Raw genomic sequence first — 18,701 nt, 5'->3', positions numbered from 1 at the left:
GGCAAGGCGGTGGGTAGGCGGCCCGTCGGGGCGCCCACCGGGAGACCGGGGAGGCTGCATAGTGCTCCCCTTCCCCGGCCTGGCGCGTTCATGGCCGCAGGCGCGGCCATGAACGTCGCTTCTTTACCCAGGCGCGGTGCGCCGGGCATGCGCGCTCTGCCACCGCGCTGCGCTCAGAGGCGGTCGCCTTGCGGGCGCCCGGGTTGCTGCGGGGTGCCGTGGCGCGGGGGGTGGATCGGTGGGGCGGCCGTGTCCGGGGTGACGGGCGAGGTGCCCTGCGGGGGCGGGGCCACCGAGGCGCCGCCGAGCCCGCCGGAGGAGGGCCTCTGTCCGGGCCAGGCTGCTCCTGCTTGTCCGAGTCGTAGGGCGGGCTCGGCTCGGAGACCGTCTGAGGTGCGGATTCCTTCTCCTGGCCCCACGGCTCCTCCCTTCGCAAGGATGGTGGCGGCGGGCCGGAGCGTGGCGCCGTGCCTGTTTTCTCCCGTGTGCCGGGTGCCCTTACACAGAGCGCCCACACACGCCATAAAAGAGCAAAAAAACTATGCTTCTTGCGGCAATCATCCACGTCTCGCCGCAAGCACGGGAGCGGCGCCGGTCACCGGCCACCGGCCAGGTCGGCGGCGCCGCCGTGACCCAGCGGGCCCGTCTGCTCGATCCGCCGGCCCCCCGGTCCGCTGAAACGGAGCCGTGCCCGGCGTGCGACCATGCCCGGCCATGCGATCCGCCCGACCTGGACGACACGGGTCCAGGAGGGGACGTATACCGCTGTGCGGCGGTCCTCGACGGCCTGCGCGAGACGGGACGCAGCGGCATGGGCAGACGAGACGTGGCGTGCGGGGGGTGGGAGGAGTGCACGCACTTCGCGCAGAGCGGGCACCCGGTCAGGCTGATTGATCAAGTCGGTGCCGATCCAGTGGAGATAGGCGATACCCACCGCCATCCCGCGGTGTGCCGTCTCGGCGCGCAGGGCGTGCGCGAACGTCTCGACTCCCGCCTTGGCGGCACAGTAGGCACTCATCAGGGGCATGCCCGTGAGTGCGGCGGTGGACGCGATCTGCAGGTAGTAACCGCGGGTGAGCAGTAGATCCGGCTGGAAGGCGCGCGCCGTGTGCGCGCTGCCGGTGAGGTTCACGTCGATCACCCGGCGCCACGACCGGAGGTCCGCCGTCTCGAAGGGCCCGGCCTGAGCGATGCCCGCGTTGGCGACGACGACCGACGGCCGGCCCAGCCCGCGCCGTACCGCCCGCGCCGCGTCCCGTAGCGCGTCCGCATCTGTGACGTCCACGTCGAGGGCGAGCGACGGTGTCGGCAGGGTGTTCGCCACGGCGTCCAGAGCCGTGCCCTCGTGGCCCAGCAGGGCGATGCGGGCACCGCGGCCGGCCAGTTCCCGGGCCAGGGCCGCGCCCACGCCCCGGGCCGCCCCGGTGATCACGACGGTACGGCCTGCCAGCGGACTCCGCCCACGCGGCCCGCCCGGCCTGCCTGCGGAGGTCGGCCTCATCGATGCCTCCTCATCGCTGCCGTGTCTGCTGTGCGCGCCGCCCCTTGCCTCGCGTGCCGTCGCGGCCCGCGAGGTAGCGCTGTAGTGCCGTGAGCGCTCTGGGCGTCCGGCAACGCAGCGCGGCGCGCGCTGCGTTGGCGCCTGGGGCGCCGTGGACGCCGCCGCCGGGGTGGGCGCCGGCGGAGGCGAGGAACAGCCCGGGCACCGGGGTCTCGGACCGACCGGTGCCCGGGCCGGGCCTGAAGAAGAGCTGCTGGTGCATGGACGCCGTGCCGCCGTTGATCGCACCGCCGTGCAGGTTGCGGTCGAGCGACTGAAGGGTCGGCGGCGCCAGGACGCGCCGGGCCCGTACGAGGGAACGGAAGCCCGGCGCGAAGCGCTCGACCTGCCTCTCGACCCGGTCGGCCATGACCTCCTGTTCGTGCCGGCTCCACGTGCCGCGGATGCCCTCCTCGCCCGAGTCGGACCGGATGCGTTGCGGAAGGTGGGTGTACGCCCAGGCGGACTCGGAGCCGGCGGGGGAGCGGGTGGCATCTGCGGTCGTCATCTGGCCGAAGAGCAGGAAGGGCCGGTCGGGCACCTGGCCCATGGCGAGCTGGGCGGCGAACCGGGTCAGCTCGTCCACGCCGTCGGCCAGGTGAACGGTGCCCGCGCCCGCAGCACCGGCACACTGCCAGGGCACCCGCTGGTCAAGTGCCCAGTCCACCTTGAACGTGCCGAAGTCCCACTGGAAACGGCGGACGTCCGCCAGTACCTGCCGGGGCACGTGCTCCGCGGCGACGAGCTCGCCGTACAGCGCGGGCACCGACACGTCGGCGAGCACGGCGTGGGAAGCCGCCACTGTCTCGCCGTCCGCGGTACGGGCCCCGACCGCCCGCCCGCCGCGGACCACGACCTCCGTCACGCTCTGACCACACAGCACCGTGCCGCCGCGCACCTCAAGCCGCGCGACCAGTGCGCGGACAAGCTCCCCCGAGCCGCCGACCGGGACGGGGAAGCCGTATGACTGCCCGAGCATCGCCATCAGCCAGCCGAACCCGCCACTGCCCGCCGCCTCGGGCGGGAGATCGGCGTGCAGCGCGTTGCCCGCCAGCAGGATCCGCCCGCCCTCGCCGGCGAACTCCTCCTCGCCGAGCCGTCGCACGGGGAGCGTCAGTGTGCGGGCCAGGCGCAGCGCACCTGCCACACCGTGCCGGCGTCCGAGCCGGACCGCGGACCGGACGGGAGGGAAGGGGGTGAACAGCGCCTCCAGGACATCCGGGCGGACGTCCTGCCACACGTCGTACAAGTGCCGCCACGCTGCGCCATCGCCCGGGCCGAAGGCTTCGAGCGAGTCGGCGGTGACGTCGGCGCTCCGGTCGAGCACGGCGCACCGGCCGTCGGTGAGGGGGTGGGCCATCACGCCGGGCGCGTGGCTCCAGCGCAGGCCGTACTCCTCCAGCCCGAGCCGGCGCAGCACCGGGGACGCGGCGGCGAGCGGGTAGAAGGAGCTGAAGACATCGCTGACGAAGTCCGGGTGCACGCCCCGGTCGTGACGCACCGCCCCGCCGGGCACGGGCTGCTCCTCCAGCACCGTCACGCTCCAGCCGGCATCCGCCAGCACGTTGGCTGCCACCAGCCCGTTGGGGCCGGCTCCGACTACCACCGCGTCAGACACGGGTCTGCGACCCACCGCTCGACCGCGCGGGGCCGAAGGCCGCCTCGGCCGGGGCCTCAGGCTCGGCCTCGCAGATGCGGGCCAGGCGCGCGAGCATCGTACGGTGGCGTAGCTGGATCAGCGCTTCGGCACCTGCGTTGTGCAGCGCCCCGGCCGTGCCGCGCAGCGGGTGCTCGTCCACTGTCACCAGCGTGTTCTCGCCCCACGGGTGTACCTCCAGCGCGATCCGGGCCGTGCCCAGCCCACCGGCGTGCGCCTCCAGCTCCAGCACGGAGCCCTCTACGCAGCGGCGGACGACGGTCTCGTTGGCGAATCGCAGCGGGCCGAGGCGCACCTCGTAGCCGATCGCCGCACCGACCTCCGGCCACTGCCCGCGTACAGGCTCGGACCACGCCGTGCCCACCACCCACTCGGCATACCGCCAGCCGTCGGCAAGCACGTCCCAGACCCGTCCCGGGTCCACCTTGATCAATCTATGCCGCCGCGCCATGCCCCTACCTCCCGATGCCGGGCCCCCAGCGGGGGCCGTCGTCACTTCCGGGTTCCCCGATCCGCGCGACTCAACATCGCTCCGGGGAAGCCACCCGGCCCGGCCACCGCCCCGGGGCCGGCGGACCGCGGGCGTCAGGGGCGGGGGACCGTCCCGGCGAGTATCGAGGGCCGGGTAGGGCCCTGCCGCCGAGGGGTACGGCGGCGGCAGGGCTCGGCGAGGGCCGACGTCATCGATGAGGCCGCCCAGGGGCCGAGGTCGGGGCCGGTCGGCACGCGCGATGCCGTGTCGCTCACACAGCTCGCCCACCGCCTCTTTGCGGTCGTGGTAGTCCTCGGGGGCGAAGTCGATGGCCCTGGTGTCGATCAGTTGCTCGGCCGCCCTGAGTTCCTTGCCGGTGGACTTGGCGCCGCTGGGCAGACGGTCGAGGACCTCGGACGGCTCGCGCACCTCATCCGCCCAGTGCAGCGTGTGGAGGACCAGAACGTTCCCGCGCCGGCGCGCGTGAGGCACGAACCGCCGCCGCGCCAGCGGATGCGGCGCACACTCCTGAGGGCCCCGGCCTGTGGGGGCGACGGGCGCTTCTTCGGGGGCCTACGCGGCTGCGGCCCGGTCGGCCTGGACGCGTTCGCGGATGTGTGTGCAGGTGCGGCTGATCAGGCGGGAGACGTGCATCTGGGAGATGCCGAGGTGGTCGGCGATGCTGCTTTGGGTCATGTCGCAGAAGAAGCGCAGGTAGAGGATTTCGCGTTCGCGTTCCGGCAGCCGGCTCAGGTGGGGTCGTGCGGCTTCGCGGTCGACGGCCTGGTCGAAGCCGGGTTCGGTGCTGGCGACGGTGTCGGCGAGCGAGTAGCCGTCGCCGGTGTCGGTCAGGGTGGCGTCGAGGGAGAGGGCGGCGTAGCTCTCCAGGGCCTCCAGGCCCGTGCGTACCTCGTCCTCGGTCAGGCCGGCCTCTTCGGCGATGTCCGCGGTCGGCGGGAAGCGGTCGTCGGCGGTGGTGGCAAGCGCCATGCTCGCGCTGCGGACGCGGTTGCGCAGTTCCTGGACCCGGCGGGGCACGTGCACGCCCCACATGTGGTCACGGAAATGGCGCTTGAGTTCACCGACGATCGTCGGCACGGCGTAGCTCTCGAAGGCGTTGCCGCGTGCCGGGTCGTATCGCCGGACGGCCTTGACCAGGCCGAGGTGGGCGACCTGTTCGAGGTCTTCCAGCGCTTCGCCGCGGTTGCGGAACTGGCGGGCGAGCCGCTGGGCCATCGGCATCCAGGCGCGTACGACATCCTGACGTAGCGCCTTCTTCTCCGGCCCTTCCGGCATGCCGGCCAGCCGGCGGAAGTGCGCGGAGGTGTCGGGTGCGTCGTCGTGGGGGTGTTTGCTGGTCCTTGCCCGGATGTACGCCACGGGGCCTCCCTCGGGCGAGTCGCAAGCGTTTGGATCTCGCGGAAGCACGGGCGGCAGTGCCGTGCCGCGCCAGCGGTGACGGCCCCGGACACAACAACGCTCCGGAACCCCACGCGGCCGGAGCGCAGACGGCTGACAAACCATTCGCTCCCGCGGCGTGCCTCTTGGTCCGAAGCACGTCTGTCCGCCTGCCCGCCGCCAGCCTGTCCAAACGCGGACTCTCCCAGCCTAGGGCCACGCCACGCGTCGCACGACCGGAACCGGAGCCGTCCTCCTGAGGACGACGCTGCGCCCAGTGGCCACGCTCCTGCCCGGCCTCGCTCGATTCGCCTCAACCCGGCCCTTACGGGCACCCCGACCGTGACGTCCCTCACGCAGCGGCGGCGTCCGTGCACTGTCTGCCGCAGTGAGGGCGAGGAATGTCTGTTGCCTTCAGCCCGGTCCACCGAGGTGCGGCCTGCACCTTATGACGCCGCCGCGCTTGGAGACGCCCGGGAGGCCCGGCCGCTCCTGCGGGATTGTTCACGAGCCCCCGGACCGGGTACCCGGGTGCCATGCCTGCTTCTAGTCCTGATCCCGACCCCGACCGCACTACCGGCCTGGAGCCCGGTGGGTCGGTGCCGCCGGGTGAGACTCCGCCTGCCGAGGGCAGCACGCCCGGTGCGGGACCGGACGAGTCGCACAACCCGACAAAGGGCTGGGCGAAGGGGCCGCTGTTCCTGATCGCGCTCGTGGTCATGTTGTTCGCCGTCGGTTACGTTGGGTTTGTGCTTGCACTCACCCGCTGACGCTGCTTCGCTTTTGGTCTCAGCGGGGCGGCGGGCCCCCGTGGTGGCCAGGGGGGAGGGCCGACGAGCCCTGCGTGCCCCTCGCCGGGGGTGGCGACGGCCTGAGCGGTCTCCGCCGGCAGCTCGCCGTATAGGCCGGGGAAGTCGGCGGCGAGATCCCGATATCGCTCACTTGGGGCGGCGTAGCGAGGCCGCGGCGGATCGACCCGGCCTGGACGGTGACCCGTTCCAAAGCTGTGACCACCTGGTGCAGGCCGGGCAGGGTGGCGGGCCTGTCGCCGGCAAGCGTGCGCCGGGGGTTGAAGCGGCCGCGGATCTCTTCCTCCTCGACGGTGAGCCGGGCGCGCCGGCGGCGAAAGCGAACAGCGCGGTCACGGGGACCTGCAGCCGCAGCGCCCGAACAGCTCCAGCCGGCCGGCGGCGAACGCGACCAGCACCATCAGAGCCAGGTTCCAGGCGTGCACGCCGGCGACGGCGCCGAAGCCGGTCGCCGGCACCACACCCACGCCGACCGCGGCCACGTACCGCACCGAGTGCCACACCGACCGGTAAGCGGTGGCCTGCAATGCCAGCAGCGTGGTGAACAGGGCGAAGGTGGTCACCTGCGGCGGCAACAGCCACGACGCCAGTGTCCACGCGGCCACGACCGCCGCCACCGACTTACCCAGGAGCAGAACGTCATCCCGCTCGTACCCCGGGCGACCCACCGCAGCGTGCACGAATTCCAGAACACCAGTGATCTTCCGCCGCACCCGGTACGGGTGTCCCCGACGGCCGTGCGGAAACGAAGACGGCCGTGGGGTCGGAGCGCTGCCGGTCCCCGGGGGCGCCGCGGGCGGCGTTCCCGGGACCGTCGCCAGGGCCGACCGGCCTTCGGGTTCCGCCCGCCGCCGGGAAGTGGCGGGCCGGTGCGGTGCGGTTACGGCTCCCGGCTGTCGGCGGCCCGAAGCGGCCGGGTCGCAGGCCCCTGCAGCACGTTGCCGTCGACGTCGAAGCGCGATCCGTGGCAGGGGCACTCCCAGGCCGTCTCGTCGTCGTTGAAGCGCACCAGGCAGCCCAGGTGCGTGCAGCGGGCCCGGACGCGGTGCAGCTTGCCGTCGGCGTCGCGGTGAACGGCGAGGTGGCCGGTGCCGTGGCGGACCACGGCGCCGCCGCCTGGCGGTACGTCGTCGGCGGAGGACGCCGAGGCGGCAGGGAGCCGGTCGCCGGCGAAGTGCCGGGCCACAAGTGCCTGGTTGCCCAGCAACTGCGGGGCCTCTCGGAGCGGATGGAGCCGGCGCGGGTCGTACAGGCCGGCCCATGCCGGCTCGTCGCCGGTGAGCAGCCCGGTGAGAAGCCGGCCGGCCATCACTCCGCCGCTGATGCCCCAGCCGGCGAAGCCGGTGGCGACGTACAGGTGGCGTGCGCCAGGCCGCAGCGGGCCGACGAAGGGAACGTGGTCGCTGGGCCAGTTGTCCTGGGCGGCCCAGCCCGCTGCGGGCTCCGAGCCGGGGAAGTACTCGTCCACCCAGCGGTTCAACCGCTGCCGCCGCGCGGAGACCTCCTTGGCGCCGGGGGTGAACTTCTCCCCGGTGACGATCAGCAGCCGTCGGCCCGCGTCGTACGGTGCGGTGCGCACCGAGCGGGTGCGCTGCTCCTGCGTGATGTACATGCCGCCCGGGTCGTGGGCCTCGGGAATCACCCGGGTGACGACCAGCTCGCGCTGAGGCTTGAGCCGGGTGAAAAGCAGCGCCCGGTCCAGGGTCGGGTAGTGGGTGGCGACGACGATGTCGCGGGCCCGCAGCTCGGTACCGTCCGCCGTGGTCAGGACACACGGGTCGGCTTCCGAGACGCCGGTGACCCGCGAGTTCTCGAAGAGCAGCCCGCCCCTCGCCACCAGGTCGCCCGCCAGACCCAGCAGGTACTTGCGTGGATGGAACTGGATCTGGTCGTCGAGCCGGACGGCGGTAGTGACCGGAAACGGCGGGCCTGTCGTGCCGTCGCTGTCGACCAGCTCCGCGTTCAGCCCGGCCTCGGCCGCTGCCTCGGCCTCTGCGCGTACGTCGTCCACAGTCTCGTCGCTCTGCGCGTACGTGAAAGCGGGCACCCGCTCCAGGTCGCTGTCCATGCCCAGCTCCGCACAGAGGTCGGCGACGCGGCGGACCGCGTCCGTCTGCGACTCGGCGAAGTGCCGGGCAGCGGTGCGGCCGCGCGCGGCGCGTACGTTCCGGTACGCCTGTCCGTGCAGCGCCGACAGCTTTGCCGTGGTGTGCCCGGTGACCCCGGCGGCGATCCGCCCGGCCTCCACCACGGCGACGGAAAGACCGGCCGCGGCCGCCTCCCAGGCGGTGGAGAGCCCCGCCACGCCGCCGCCGATCACCGCGAGGTCGACGTCGACCCCGCCGCACAGGGGAGGCCGGGGCTCACCGGGCGCCGTCTCGATCCAGTGACTCGTCATACTCGTTGCACACCTTTCCGATCCCGGGCGCTGCGTCCGCCGGAGCGCGAGGGGGCGGTCGCCCGCCGACGGTGCGGCATCCCGGCCGTGCAGTTCGACGACGGCCCTGCCCTCGGCGAGGGCCTGGCGAACGGCACCGTCCGCCTTTCGCTTGTCGCCGTCGACCTCCGCGCGGAAGCCGACGTGCCCGGTGCCCGCGTCGTGGATCTGCACCAGATTCCGGTCCGTTCGTCGGGTACCCCGCCGACCGTCCGTGGCACCTGCCGTCCGGCCCATCGTCGCCTGCCGTGTGGCGTGGCGCACGCATGGTCACTCCTTTGCAGCCGGTGTCCGCGGGTCGCGGCCGTTCGTCGGACACCTCGACATCACGGTGGTCAAGGATGCCGTCGCGCACGTCCGCCCCGATCTCGCCGACGCCGCGCCGGGCATGAGGGAACGCAACATGAGCGCCGCCATCCGCACCTCGGCGGGCCCGGACCTCCCGCTCCGACCGGGGCAGGACCACGTCCTTCCGGGTGTCAGCTCGACTCCTGGGCCCGCCCGCGGTCCTCCGCGGTTGCGGACGGAAGTCGCCGCCGGGGGAGAGCATGTGCTCTTCGTAGCGGCCCAGCGCCACGACCACGCCCAGCATGAGAAGCGGCAGCAGCACCGCGAGCATCAGCATGATCGTTGTGTCCCTTCCGGGCCGCTCACTTCACGTGCGGCGGTCCTCCCCGCCGAGGCCGAGGGCGTCGGCGATCGCCTGGAGGTTGCCGTACTCCCCGTCGGGGAGGCGCCCGGCCAGCTCCATCAGCCGGTCCGGGGCGTGGTTGCTGCGCAGCGTCTCCAGCACCGCTTCGCGGTCGGCGGGATAGACGGCGCGACCGAGGTTCCGGCCCAGCTCGCTGCGCACCTCGACGCCCTCCGCGGTGATCCCCGGGGGCGTGCCACCGACGAGCGTGGTGCCGGGCGCGCGGTCCATCTCCGGCTGGTCTTCTCCCGGTGGCTGCAGCTCGCGCTCCTCCTCCGCGCGTGTGTACCGGTTCGCGCGCAGCTCGCCGCTCATCTCCTTGGCGATCACGTCGTCGCGTATCGCGCTGGTCTTGTTCCTGCCATGCTCGGGCATGTCTGCCTCGCCTCCCTGCGTGCTTGAGGCGTTAGCCATACGAGCCGGGTTCCCAGAAGTGCACGGAAGAACCGGAAATCCCCGGACGCGGACGGCCGCGCGGAAACGACGACGACCGCGGGGCCGGGACGCCCACGGGATCCCTGCATGACCGGACTCCGGCTGGATACCCTAAATCCATGCATACCGTGCCATACGAGCCGACCCTGCCGGTCGGCCGCGGAGACTTGTCCGCGGCGACGCTCGCCTACCTGCGACGCGACTCGGCCTCGCTGCCCCACGCGGACGGCCCTGCGCGCAGCGACCCGTACGGCGACGACCTGCAACTGGCCCTCTACCTCTGCTACGAACTTCACTACCGGGGATTCGCAGGCGTAGACGACGAGATGGAGTGGGACGCCGCCCTGCTGGCCTTCCGCCGTACGCTGGAGGACCGCTTCCTGGCGGCGCTGCGAGAGGACGCGCCGCTGCCCGTGGATGTCGACACCGCCCTCGCGGCGCTGCTGGTCGAACCCGTGAAGGGCGACTCCATCTCGCACCACCTGCGGGACGACGGCACGATGTGGCAGCTACGGGAGTATGCGGTGCAGCGCTCCCTCTACCACCTCAAGGAGGCCGACCCGCACGCCTGGGTGCTCCCGCGCCTGCACGGGCGGGCCAAGGCGGGCATGGCGGCGGTGGAGTACGACGAGTTCGGTGCCGGCCGCGGCGAACGGGTACACGCCCGGCTGTTCGCCGATCTCATGCGGGACCTTTCGCTCGACACCGGCTACGGGCGTTATCTGGACGCCGCCTGCCCTCAGATGCTTGCCGTCGTGAACCTCATGTCGCTGCTCGGCCTCCATCGCAGCCTGCGCGGTGCGCTGGTCGGCCACTTCGCCACGGTCGAAATCACCTCCTCCCCAAGCTCCCGCCGACTCGTACAGGCCATCGAGCGGCTGGGCGCGGGCCCGGCCGCGGAGCACTTCCACCGCGAGCACGTGGAGGCCGACGCCGTCCACGAGCAGGTCGTACGGCACGAGGTGGTGGCCGGGCTGCTGGAGGCGGAGCCGCAGCTCGCCGCCGACGTGGCGTTCGGGATCGCTGCCACCGGCCTGGTCGAGGACCGGTTCAGCGGGCACGTCCTGGGATCGTGGCGCGCCGAGCGCTCGTCACTGCGTCTCCCTCTGTGAGGCACCTTTATGCAAACCGGGCGTTTCATCCGGAATGTTCGGGTACCCGAGGTGTGGCTCTCCGCCCGCGACGGGCCTGAACAGGACAGAAAGGCTGGTGGTGATCCGTGCACAGCGCCCGAGACGAATCCCCGCGCCGGCTGCGCGTCCAGCGCACGGGCCCCCTGCTCGTCGAGGGCCCGGTGGAGGTCACGCTCGACGACGGCACCGTCGCTGTCTCCGACCGCTTCGCCGTCGCCGTCTGCACCTGCCGGCGCAGCCGCACCTACCCCTGGTGCGACACCAGCCACCGCCGCCGAACCGCGGACTGACCCGGCCGTGGCACGATCGCGGTCGCCGGCGGGCTGGGCCTCCCGTCCACCCCTGCGACCACCACCGCCCGGGGCCGGACGCCGGGGGCCTCGCGGCCGTCGAACCGCTCAACATCAAGTCCGGCTTCCGCACGGTCCCCCATGACCTGGGCGGCGACTGCCGCACGGCCGTGTCTGCGCCGGCCCCGACGTGCCGGCGGTGGTCCGCGACATGGCCGGGGAGAACAGGCGGGTGGTGGTCGAGCCCTCCCGGTCGGCGGCCCGGCTGCACCCCGCCCTCGCCGAACAGGGTCTTGAGCAGCCGTCCTGGCGCGGCGCCGGGCCGGACGGCAGGGCGCACCGTCACCGCAAGGCGATGCTCCTGTCCCTGAAGGCCGCCGAGCGCGTGGACGACCTGTCGGCGCTGCTGGCCGCGCACCTGCGAGACCGTACGGCCGACCGGGCCGCCGCCGGTCGCGTCGTACTCTACGACGAGGTCCGCGAACTCCTCACCCGTGCAGTCTGCGCCTGGTCGGGCGTGCCGCTGGCGGAGTCCGACGTACGGCGGCGGACGGGCGAGCTGACCGCGAGAACGAGGCCCACGTCCGCCGCATCGCCGAAGCATGGAACCTCGACGCGGAGAAGATCCCGCACGACGCGCCGCCCACCCACGCGATGGACATCTTCCGCCGCTGCGCGCTCACATACGAGCGGCTCCGCGGCGCCGAGGGCATCCAGTGGCCGGTGAGCGCGAAGGCACCCGGCGGCACCGAGCGGCTGTACGCCGACCACCGCTTCCCGACGCGGACCGACGTCTGCGAGGACTACGGCCACGACCTGGCCACCGGTTCGCGGCACGGCCCCGGCGCCCACGCCGCCGGCGATCCCGCGGGCCGCGCGTTCCTCAAGGCGGCGGACTACGTCCCGCCGGAGGAGGACGTGGACGACGACTACCCGCTGCGGCTGACCACCGGCCGCAGCGTCCACCACTGGCACACCCGTACCAAGACCGCCCGCGTCCCCGAACTGAACGCGGCCGCACCGGACGTGTGGGTCGAATGTTCAAGACTGCCGCAGTCCGCGTCGACAAGGCCAGCCCCGGGGCCGCGGCCGGGCCGGGCGGCCCGGCCGGCCGGTGAGCCCTGCCGCCTCGCGGGCGTCGCGGCGTCGGCCCGCACCCGGTGCTGGGTGCCGGACGTGAACCGGCGCGATGCCTTCCCGCGTAGCGCCCCGGTGGGTGACTGAGTACGGTCTGCCGCGGCCCCCCACGGACCGTGAACTGAGCACCGAGGGAAGCTGGGAGGGCGCCTGTCCCCTCAGCGCGGGCACCGCTGCCCTGGTCGCGGTGTTCTTCGGGCTGGCCGCGATCTGGTCGGTGCGGAACGCGGTGCTGCTCGCGTAGGGACACGGCGACGTCTTCACGGGGACGGCGGGGAGTCGTCGCCCAGGTGGTGGAAGTCGTCCACCAGCACGACGGCCACGGCGTCGGCCGCGGCGGCGCACCGCTCGTACTCCTCCTCCGACAGGGCGCCGGGCGTGTGCCTGATCAGGCCGATCGACCCGAGGACGCGGCCGCGGAACCTCAGCGGGAAGGCGTACAGAGCGCCGGCGTCCGGAGGCTGTGTCCGCCCCGGAGGCCGGAGCGCCGGCCAGAGCCCCCGGTGGCGGCGCAGGTCGGCGGCGACGGGGCGGCCCAGGGTGGTCGCGCGTACGGACGGTCCCTCGCCCGGCGCGAAGTGCAGCGCCTCCAGGTCCAGCGCAGCGGCGTCGGAGGCGTAGCACACGTGCTGGTACGGGCCGTGGCCGAGCAGCGAGATCGTCACGGCGTCCATGGCGAGATCGCCGCGAAGCAGCCGGCACAGCCGACCGGGCAGCCCGCCCGGTCCGCCGCCGGCCGCGGTGTCGAATACCGACTGCCGGACGGTGAAGCGGTCGTCCATTCCTCTTACTCGATACGAGACGACATCTGCTGGTCACTGGCATGAGTACCCGCGGTACGGCATTCAGTCACCCCTCTTTTCCCTCGGATACCGGCTTCCGTACGCCCCGGGGGTTGGCGCGTGCCGTGCGGGGCACTCGGGGTGTGTCTCGTCGACGTCGAGGAGGTCGCCATGCCCGTCGCCACGTTCTGCCTGGTCGCGGTGGACTGCCCGGCGCCGCGCCGGTTGGCCGAGTTCTACCGCGGGCTGCTCGGGGGCGAGGTGAAGGCGTACAGCGAAGACTGGTACGACCTCTTCGCGCCGGACGGGACCCGGCTCGCCTTCCAGCGCGCACCCGGCCTGCGCCCGCCGGACTGGCCGCGCGCCGACCAGAACTCGCAGCAACTGCACCTCGACCTGCGGGTCACGGATGTCGAGGCGGCGGAGCGGCACGCCCTGGAGCTGGGCGCCCGGCCGCTGGACACGGACGACGACGGTGGCAGGCGCGAATTCCGCGTGTACGCGGATCCGGCGGGGCACCCGTTCTGCTTCGTCCACGGGTCGTGAGCATCGGGGCGGGTACCCGGGCGTGGCACACGTACCGACCCCGGAGGTGAGTCGATGAAGGCCGCCGTATGGCATGGCAAGCGGGACGTACGCGTCGAGGAGGTCCCCGATCCGTCGCTGAAGCACCCCACCGACGCGGTGGTGCGGATCACCTCGTCCGGACTGTGCGGCTCGGATCTGCACCTGTACGAGATCCTGACACCGTTCATGACGCCCGGGGACATCCTGGGGCACGAGCCGATGGGCGTGGTCGAGGAGGTCGGCGACGAGGTCACGCATATCTCTCCGGGAGACCGCGTCGTCGTGCCCTTCCAGATCGCCTGCGGCGACTGCCACATGTGCCGGCAAGGTCTGCAGACCCAGTGCGAGACGACCCAGGTGCGCGAGCACGGCATGGGCGCCCGGCTCTTCGGATACACCAAGCTCTACGGTGCCGTCCCCGGGGCGCAGGCCGAGTACCTGCGCGTGCCGCAGGCGCACTACGGCCCCGTGAAGGTGCCCGAGGGACCGGCGGACGACCGCTACCTGTTCCTGTCCGACGTGCTGCCCACCGCGTGGCAGGCGGTGGAGTACGCCGGTGTCCCCGAGGGTGGCAGCGTCGCGGTCATCGGGCTCGGCCCGATCGGCGACATGTGCTGCCGCATCGCGCTGCACCGGGGAGCCGGGCAGGTCATCGGCGTGGACCTCGTCGACGAGCGGCTGCGGCGCGTCCGTGAGCGCGGCGCCGAGGCGATCGACCTGCGCGCGGAGAAGGATGTGGCCGCCGCGGTCCGCGACCGCACCCAGGGGCGCGGCCCCGATGCCGTCATCGACGCGGTCGGCGCGGAGGCGCACGGCAGTCCGGCCGGCAAGCTGATGCAGACCATCGGCGGGCTGCTGCCCGGCAAGCTCGCGGAACAGGTGGCGGGCAAGGCAGGCGTGGACCGGATGTCCGCGCTGTACACCGCGCTCGACATGGTGCGCCGCGGCGGTACGGTCTCGGTGACCGGCGTCTACGGCGGCGCGGCCGCCCCGCTGCCGCTGCTGACCGTCTTCGACAAGCAGATCCAGCTCCGCTTCGGCCAGGCCAACGTCCGCCGCTGGGTGCCGGACATCCTGCCGCTGCTGGAGGGCGAGGACGTCCTCGGTGTCGACTCCTTCGCCACCCACCACCTGCCGCTGGAGCGCACGCCCGACGCGTACGAGATGTTCCAGAAGAAGGCGGATGGCGCGGTGAAGGTCGTGCTCGAACCCTGAGCCGGCGCACAGCCGGAGTCCGCGCTCCCGCTCTCCGGGCGGGAGCGCGGACGCCTCCTCACGCGTGCCGTGCCGCCGTGCCGCCGGGCGGGAAGCGGTTCCACACCCGGTGCCGCGTCAGCAGTTCGGCGATGTCGTCGAGCACCGCCTGCGGGTCTTCGGCGAGCACGACTCCCGGTGCGTCCGGCGGGCAGCCGACCGCGTCGAGCGTGCGGGTGCTGTCTGCCGGGCCGCCGAGCGGCTTGGCGTGCCGGAACGCCTCGGAGAGCATCTGGATCAGCCGGCACACGACCGGACCTGAGCCGTGCCCTGAAGACGGCGCCGCCCAGGGTGCTTGCACTCACCCGCTGACGCCGCTTCGCTCCCGGTCTCAGCGGGGCGGCGGGCCCTTGTGGTGGCCAGGGGGAGGGCCGACGAGCCCTGCGTGTCCCTCGCCGGGACCGCGCGTCCTGAGGGGCGGCCCGGGCGGGGTGGAGGGCCTGTGTTTCTGCGGGCCCGGGGTCAGTGGTGGGCGAGCGCGTGGTCCAGTTCCTCGACGATGCGGTACGCGTCGGTGAGCGGCCCGCCGTACAGGGGCCACTCGTCCGGGGCGTGGTGGTGGTCGCGTCGGCTGCCCTCGGCGAGTGCGGTGTAGCGCTCGCGGGCTGTGGTGACATGCCTGTCGAACCGCGGTGGCGGAGCGGCAACGGTGCGCGGCTCGCGAAGTCGCTCAAGGGTATGGATGCTTTGCTGATTGACGTCATGCGGTTCGGGCTGTAGGCGCGTGACGGAAGATTTGCCAGGTCTTCAGACGGACCATGCGTCAGCGGTGCTCAGCCGACGGTCACGGTCTCCCCAGCAGGGCGCGCCCCCGCTGTACGCCACGTGCGGCGCCGTGAGGCACCGGTGGCCCAGCCTGATCTTCATCTGTCGTGAACATTGCAAGAATTTTACAAAGAACGTCGGTCGTGGATGGCAGAAATTTGTCCTGCGTACCCCGCGTACCGCTTTTCGCGGTGACGGCTCATGATTGTGCGGGTGTTCTGGCCGAAGCGTTTGCCTGCCCGCTTGACGTCTCCGGCGCCTCTCGATATCAAGCCATGTAAACGCTCGTAAACGGAACAAGATCTCGAACCTCACGGCATTCCGTCGCGCGTTGCCTTCCCGATGTAGCCTGCGGAGGCTCGGCGGAGCGCTCGGAGGCGGCACGTGGACGGGCGGGTCCGTGTCGGGATGGGTGCGTAGGTCGGCTTGTTGACACGCTCATCGATCACATGGCGGCGTTGCGCGCTGAATGCATATGCCGTCAGGGCAGAGGAGGGATTCAGGGACTTCGTCAGTGGTATGGATTCTCTGCCGGTTCATGGGCGCGCCCGGGAAGGTTCTTGCTGTCGTGCTCACGGAAGTGCCAAGAGAGGCTACGTGTCCGAAATGCTCCATGAGCAACTTGTCTCCCGCGATACTCACTCTTTTCTCATCAGTTCCTTGTTGCCCGCCGACTCACCTCGCCTGGCGGGCGAGATCGAAGAACACGCGCGGATACTTGCCGAGTCGGATGCACCCTTGCCCCCTATCGTCGTCAACCGCTCCACCATGCAGGTCGTGGACGGTATGCACCGGGTGCGCGCCGCGAGTCTGCGCGGTGAGCAGCGCATCGAAGGCTGGTTCGTGGAGGGCGCGGCGGAAGACGTCTTCGTGCTCGCCGTGGAGCTCAACGCCAAGCACGGACTACCGTTGTCCCGGAAGGACCGCAACGCGGCCGCGCGGCGCATCATCGAGAGTCACCCGCACTGGTCGGACCGGCGGATAGCGTCCGTGACGGGCCTGTCCCCCGGCGCGGTCGGGGCGCTGCGCGGCGCCGTCGACGTGCCGGTGGCCCACCTGTCCCTGCGCGTCGGCCGGGACGGCCGCGTCCGCCCGCTCAACAGCGCGTCCGGCCGTATCGCCGCGAGCCAGGTCATCGCCGAGTTCCCCACCGCGTCGTTGCGGGAGATCGCCAGCAGGGCCGGGGTCGCCCTCGCCACCGCCCGCGACGTACGCAACCGCATGCGCATGGGCCTGGACCCGGTGCCTCCCAAGCTGCGGGCCGCCGAGGAGGACTGCGCCCCGGCGGCCGCGCCCGGGCCGGCGGATCCGGGGACCGCGCCCGTGCCCGACCAGTCCGGGGTGAGCTTCGAGAACGTGCTGGCCCGGATGCGCCGGGATCCGTCGCTGCGCATGTCGCAGACCGGCCGGGCGCTGTTACGCCTGCTGGGCTCGCACCAACTGCCGGACGAGAAATGGCGCGAGCTGGTGGCGGGTGTCCCCGCCCACCGCGCGGTCGACGTGGCGCACGCAGCCCAGTTGTGCGCCGACAGGTGGCTGAAGTTCGCCGCCGAAGTCCGGGTGCGCCGGGCCCAGTCCGAGGAGGCGGCGCCGGAGGCCGGCGGCCTCCGGCGGCTGTCGCCGGGCGCCTGAACCCGATGCGCCCGGTCAGTCCGCAAACCATGAGAGGACATGAGGCCATGACGGATACGGTCAACGCGTTCGACGTTCCCGACGCGCGCTACCACGTGCTGGTCAACCGGGAGGGCCAGTACTCACTGTGGCCGGCGCGCACCGATGTGCCGGCCGGATGGGAGCCGGTGCACGGCCCGGCGGGACGGGCGCAGTGCGTGGACTACGTCGAGAGCAACTGGACCGACATGCGGCCCCGCACGCCGGCAGTCGCCCTCGACGGGGTGTGACCTGGTAGGGACAGGTCGGCGGGGGCGGGTCCGCGTGCGGCGGGGCCCGCCCCGCCGTAGCCGCACTCACCCGACCGCCGGCATCAGCCCGGCGCGGAACCGGTTGATCGCCGTCTCGTGGCGCGCGCGCAGCTCCGGGTCCCTGACCCCGAGCCCCTCACGGGGCGCCAGGCACAGGACGCCGACCTTGCCCTGGTGCAGGTTGCGGTGGACGATGTGCACGGCCTGCGCCGTCTGCTCCAGCGGCACCACCTCCGACAACGTGGGGTGGATCCGTCCCTGGGCGATGAGCCGGTTGGCCTCCCACGCCTCGCGGTAGTTGGCGAAGTGCGTTCCGACGATCCGCTTGAGGTGCATCCAGAGGTAGCGGTTGTCGTAGGTGTGCTCGAAGCCCGAGGTGGAAGCGCAGCTGACGATCGTGCCGCCGCGGCGGGCCACGTACACGCTGGCGCCGAAGGTCTCCCGCCCCGGGTGCTCGAACACGATGTCCGGGTCCTCGCCACCGGTCAGTTCCCTGAGCCGGGTGCCGAACCGCCGCCACTCGCGCTGGTCCTGCGTGTGCTCGTCCTTCCAGAACCGGTAGCCCTCCGCGTTCCGGTCGATGATCAGCTCCGCGCCCATCCTGCGGCACGCCTCGGCCTTCTCGGGGCTGGATACGACGCACACCGGGGTCGCCCCGCCGTTGAGCACAAGCTGCGTGGCATACGAGCCGAGGCCGCCGGACGCACCCCAGATCAGCACGGTGTCACCCTGCTTGAGCCGGGCGCCGTTGGCCGACACGAGCTGGCGGTACGCGGTGGAGTTCACCAGCCCGGAGGCGGCGGCCTCCTCCCAGGTCAGATGCCCGGGCTTGGGCATGAGCTGGTTGGCCTTGACCAGCGCCAGCTCGGCCAGGCCGCCGAAGTTCGTCTCGAACCCCCAGATCCGTTGCTCCGGATCGAGCATGGTGTCCGCGTGCCCGTCGGGGTGCGACAACTCGACCGACAGGCAGTGGGCCACCACCTCGTCCCCCGGCCGCCACGGCGTCACTCCCTCGCCGCAGCGCAGCACCACCCCCGCGAGGTCCGAGCCGAGGACGTGGTAGGGCAGGTCGTGCCGCGCGCCGTGCGGTGAAGCCTTGCCGTAGCGGGACAGGAACCGGAATGTCGGCAGCGGTTCGAAGATCGACGACCACACCGTGTTGTGGTTGATTCCGCTGGCCAGCACCGCGACCAGGACCTCACCGGGGGCCGGCTGCGGCGTCGGCACCTCCTCCAGGTGCAGGGACTTGCGCGGATCCTTGTCGCCGCTCGCGACCCCGTCGAACATCGTCACTTCGTCGGCGTGGAGGGTGACGCCCCGGTAGAAGTCGGGCACCGGCAGGCGCCCTACTTCACCGGATGCGCCCACGGTGATCGCGTCGAGAATCTCCTGCATGACTCCAGCCCTCTTTC

General features: G+C 72.3%; 21 protein-coding genes. 11 read left to right on the top strand and 10 right to left on the bottom strand.

Translation table 11 applies throughout. The features are described 5' to 3' along the window. Window positions 1-595: 595 nt before the first annotated feature. The 4 genes from ABGA99_RS11005 to ABGA99_RS10990 form a co-directional block, all read right to left on the bottom strand. A complete protein-coding gene (locus ABGA99_RS11005; protein WP_347582553.1) occupies window positions 596-1,501 on the bottom strand; it encodes a short-chain dehydrogenase/reductase in 906 nt (301 codons plus the stop codon). Window positions 1,502-1,511: 10 nt separating this feature from the next. Continuing rightward, window positions 1,512-3,158: an NAD(P)/FAD-dependent oxidoreductase gene (locus ABGA99_RS11000; RefSeq protein ID WP_347582552.1), complete on the bottom strand. Its 1,647-nt coding sequence runs from the start codon at window positions 3,156-3,158 to the stop codon at window positions 1,512-1,514. Next, a complete protein-coding gene (locus ABGA99_RS10995; protein WP_347582551.1) occupies window positions 3,151-3,648 on the bottom strand; it encodes an SRPBCC family protein in 498 nt (165 codons plus the stop codon). The genes ABGA99_RS11000 and ABGA99_RS10995 overlap by 8 nt, the downstream gene beginning before the upstream one ends. A gap of 594 nt (window positions 3,649-4,242) precedes the next feature. Beyond that, a complete protein-coding gene (locus ABGA99_RS10990) occupies window positions 4,243-5,049 on the bottom strand; it encodes a SigB/SigF/SigG family RNA polymerase sigma factor (RefSeq protein WP_347582550.1) in 807 nt (268 codons plus the stop codon). Window positions 5,050-5,603: 554 nt separating this feature from the next. On the opposite strand from ABGA99_RS10990, the gene ABGA99_RS10985 reads away from it, so the two are divergent. Continuing rightward, window positions 5,604-5,837, top strand: coding sequence for a DUF6480 family protein (locus ABGA99_RS10985; protein WP_347577182.1), 234 nt, complete (start codon window positions 5,604-5,606; stop codon window positions 5,835-5,837). 371 nt (window positions 5,838-6,208) lie between these two features. On the opposite strand, the gene ABGA99_RS10980 is transcribed toward ABGA99_RS10985, so the two are convergent. The 3 genes from ABGA99_RS10980 to ABGA99_RS10970 all read right to left on the bottom strand — a co-directional run bounded on the left by ABGA99_RS10980 (window position 6,209) and on the right by ABGA99_RS10970 (window position 9,379). Next, on the bottom strand, window positions 6,209-6,556 hold the full coding sequence (locus tag ABGA99_RS10980) for an aromatic acid exporter family protein (RefSeq protein WP_347582549.1): 348 nt from the start codon (window positions 6,554-6,556) through the stop codon (window positions 6,209-6,211). 200 nt (window positions 6,557-6,756) lie between these two features. Next, window positions 6,757-8,274, bottom strand: coding sequence for an FAD-dependent oxidoreductase (locus ABGA99_RS10975; RefSeq protein ID WP_347582585.1), 1,518 nt, complete (start codon window positions 8,272-8,274; stop codon window positions 6,757-6,759). A gap of 694 nt (window positions 8,275-8,968) precedes the next feature. Further along, the gene (locus ABGA99_RS10970) at window positions 8,969-9,379 is read right to left on the bottom strand and encodes a DUF2795 domain-containing protein (protein WP_347577180.1); all 411 of its coding nucleotides are present in this window, start codon (window positions 9,377-9,379) and stop codon (window positions 8,969-8,971) included. Between the two features lie 179 nt (window positions 9,380-9,558). On the opposite strand from ABGA99_RS10970, the gene ABGA99_RS10965 reads away from it, so the two are divergent. The 5 genes from ABGA99_RS10965 to ABGA99_RS10945 all read left to right on the top strand — a co-directional run bounded on the left by ABGA99_RS10965 (window position 9,559) and on the right by ABGA99_RS10945 (window position 12,243). Next, window positions 9,559-10,551: an iron-containing redox enzyme family protein gene (locus ABGA99_RS10965; RefSeq protein ID WP_347577179.1), complete on the top strand. Its 993-nt coding sequence runs from the start codon at window positions 9,559-9,561 to the stop codon at window positions 10,549-10,551. A 107-nt stretch (window positions 10,552-10,658) separates the two neighbouring features. After that, complete coding sequence (locus ABGA99_RS10960) at window positions 10,659-10,862, top strand: CDGSH iron-sulfur domain-containing protein (RefSeq protein ID WP_347577178.1); 204 nt, start codon at window positions 10,659-10,661, stop codon at window positions 10,860-10,862. Window positions 10,863-11,073: 211 nt separating this feature from the next. Continuing rightward, the gene (locus ABGA99_RS10955) at window positions 11,074-11,589 is read left to right on the top strand and encodes a hypothetical protein (RefSeq protein WP_347582548.1); all 516 of its coding nucleotides are present in this window, start codon (window positions 11,074-11,076) and stop codon (window positions 11,587-11,589) included. Next, window positions 11,586-12,086, top strand: a complete 501-nt coding sequence (locus ABGA99_RS10950; RefSeq protein ID WP_347582547.1) for a hypothetical protein — start codon at window positions 11,586-11,588, stop codon at window positions 12,084-12,086. Before ABGA99_RS10955 ends, ABGA99_RS10950 begins: the two co-directional genes overlap by 4 nt. After that, window positions 12,079-12,243 carry a hypothetical protein gene (locus tag ABGA99_RS10945; RefSeq protein WP_347582546.1) on the top strand — a complete coding sequence of 55 codons (165 nt, stop codon included), beginning with the start codon at window positions 12,079-12,081 and terminating at the stop codon, window positions 12,241-12,243. The genes ABGA99_RS10950 and ABGA99_RS10945 overlap by 8 nt, the downstream gene beginning before the upstream one ends. A gap of 16 nt (window positions 12,244-12,259) precedes the next feature. Here ABGA99_RS10945 and ABGA99_RS10940 read toward each other — a convergent pair whose 3' ends face one another. Beyond that, window positions 12,260-12,781 carry a GAF domain-containing protein gene (locus ABGA99_RS10940; RefSeq protein ID WP_347577175.1) on the bottom strand — a complete coding sequence of 174 codons (522 nt, stop codon included), beginning with the start codon at window positions 12,779-12,781 and terminating at the stop codon, window positions 12,260-12,262. A gap of 171 nt (window positions 12,782-12,952) precedes the next feature. On the opposite strand from ABGA99_RS10940, the gene ABGA99_RS10935 reads away from it, so the two are divergent. Together ABGA99_RS10935 and ABGA99_RS10930 are read left to right on the top strand one after the other, a co-directional pair. Further along, window positions 12,953-13,327, top strand: a complete 375-nt coding sequence (locus ABGA99_RS10935) for a VOC family protein (RefSeq protein WP_347577174.1) — start codon at window positions 12,953-12,955, stop codon at window positions 13,325-13,327. Between the two features lie 54 nt (window positions 13,328-13,381). After that, window positions 13,382-14,563, top strand: coding sequence for a zinc-dependent alcohol dehydrogenase (locus tag ABGA99_RS10930; RefSeq protein ID WP_347582545.1), 1,182 nt, complete (start codon window positions 13,382-13,384; stop codon window positions 14,561-14,563). Window positions 14,564-14,621: 58 nt separating this feature from the next. Here ABGA99_RS10930 and ABGA99_RS10925 read toward each other — a convergent pair whose 3' ends face one another. Then, window positions 14,622-14,852 carry a hypothetical protein gene (locus ABGA99_RS10925; protein ID WP_347582544.1) on the bottom strand — a complete coding sequence of 77 codons (231 nt, stop codon included), beginning with the start codon at window positions 14,850-14,852 and terminating at the stop codon, window positions 14,622-14,624. A gap of 230 nt (window positions 14,853-15,082) precedes the next feature. Here ABGA99_RS10925 and ABGA99_RS10920 point away from each other — a divergent pair, with 230 nt between their 5' ends. The 3 genes from ABGA99_RS10920 to ABGA99_RS10910 all read left to right on the top strand — a co-directional run bounded on the left by ABGA99_RS10920 (window position 15,083) and on the right by ABGA99_RS10910 (window position 17,268). Further along, the gene (locus ABGA99_RS10920; RefSeq protein ID WP_347577171.1) at window positions 15,083-15,322 is read left to right on the top strand and encodes a hypothetical protein; all 240 of its coding nucleotides are present in this window, start codon (window positions 15,083-15,085) and stop codon (window positions 15,320-15,322) included. 783 nt (window positions 15,323-16,105) lie between these two features. After that, window positions 16,106-16,999 carry a hypothetical protein gene (locus ABGA99_RS10915; RefSeq protein ID WP_347582543.1) on the top strand — a complete coding sequence of 298 codons (894 nt, stop codon included), beginning with the start codon at window positions 16,106-16,108 and terminating at the stop codon, window positions 16,997-16,999. A gap of 47 nt (window positions 17,000-17,046) precedes the next feature. Then, window positions 17,047-17,268, top strand: coding sequence for an MbtH family protein (locus ABGA99_RS10910; protein ID WP_347577169.1), 222 nt, complete (start codon window positions 17,047-17,049; stop codon window positions 17,266-17,268). Window positions 17,269-17,334: 66 nt separating this feature from the next. Here the strand turns inward: ABGA99_RS10910 and ccrA are convergent, their stop codons facing one another. Then, window positions 17,335-18,684 carry a crotonyl-CoA carboxylase/reductase gene (gene ccrA / locus ABGA99_RS10905; protein ID WP_347577168.1) on the bottom strand — a complete coding sequence of 450 codons (1,350 nt, stop codon included), beginning with the start codon at window positions 18,682-18,684 and terminating at the stop codon, window positions 17,335-17,337. Between the last annotated feature and the right edge of the window lie 17 nt (window positions 18,685-18,701).

This window comes from Streptomyces sp. B5E4, assembly GCF_039871555.1.
Taxonomy (GTDB): Bacteria; Actinomycetota; Actinomycetes; order Streptomycetales; family Streptomycetaceae; genus Streptomyces.
The sequence above is the reverse complement of the archived record's forward strand: the minus strand, read 5'-3'. Positions and strand labels throughout refer to the sequence as shown.

Bases quoted from the DNA above. Each gene is read 5' to 3' on its own strand.
- ABGA99_RS11005 (WP_347582553.1), bottom strand. From the start codon at position 1,501: ATGAGGCCGACCTCCGCAGGCAGGCCGGGCGGGCCGCGTGGGCGGAGT.
- ABGA99_RS10995 (WP_347582551.1), bottom strand. From the start codon at position 3,648: ATGGCGCGGCGGCATAGATTGATCAAGGTGGACCCGGGACGGGTCTGG.
- ABGA99_RS10985 (WP_347577182.1), top strand. From the start codon at position 5,604: ATGCCTGCTTCTAGTCCTGATCCCGACCCCGACCGCACTACCGGCCTG.
- ABGA99_RS10975 (WP_347582585.1), bottom strand. From the start codon at position 8,274: ATGACGAGTCACTGGATCGAGACGGCGCCCGGTGAGCCCCGGCCTCCC.
- ABGA99_RS10970 (WP_347577180.1), bottom strand. From the start codon at position 9,379: ATGCCCGAGCATGGCAGGAACAAGACCAGCGCGATACGCGACGACGTG.
- ABGA99_RS10965 (WP_347577179.1), top strand. From the start codon at position 9,559: ATGCATACCGTGCCATACGAGCCGACCCTGCCGGTCGGCCGCGGAGAC.
- ABGA99_RS10955 (WP_347582548.1), top strand. From the start codon at position 11,074: ATGGCCGGGGAGAACAGGCGGGTGGTGGTCGAGCCCTCCCGGTCGGCG.
- ABGA99_RS10940 (WP_347577175.1), bottom strand. From the start codon at position 12,781: ATGGACGACCGCTTCACCGTCCGGCAGTCGGTATTCGACACCGCGGCC.
- ABGA99_RS10935 (WP_347577174.1), top strand. From the start codon at position 12,953: ATGCCCGTCGCCACGTTCTGCCTGGTCGCGGTGGACTGCCCGGCGCCG.
- ABGA99_RS10930 (WP_347582545.1), top strand. From the start codon at position 13,382: ATGAAGGCCGCCGTATGGCATGGCAAGCGGGACGTACGCGTCGAGGAG.
- ABGA99_RS10910 (WP_347577169.1), top strand. From the start codon at position 17,047: ATGACGGATACGGTCAACGCGTTCGACGTTCCCGACGCGCGCTACCAC.
- ccrA (WP_347577168.1), bottom strand. From the start codon at position 18,684: ATGCAGGAGATTCTCGACGCGATCACCGTGGGCGCATCCGGTGAAGTA.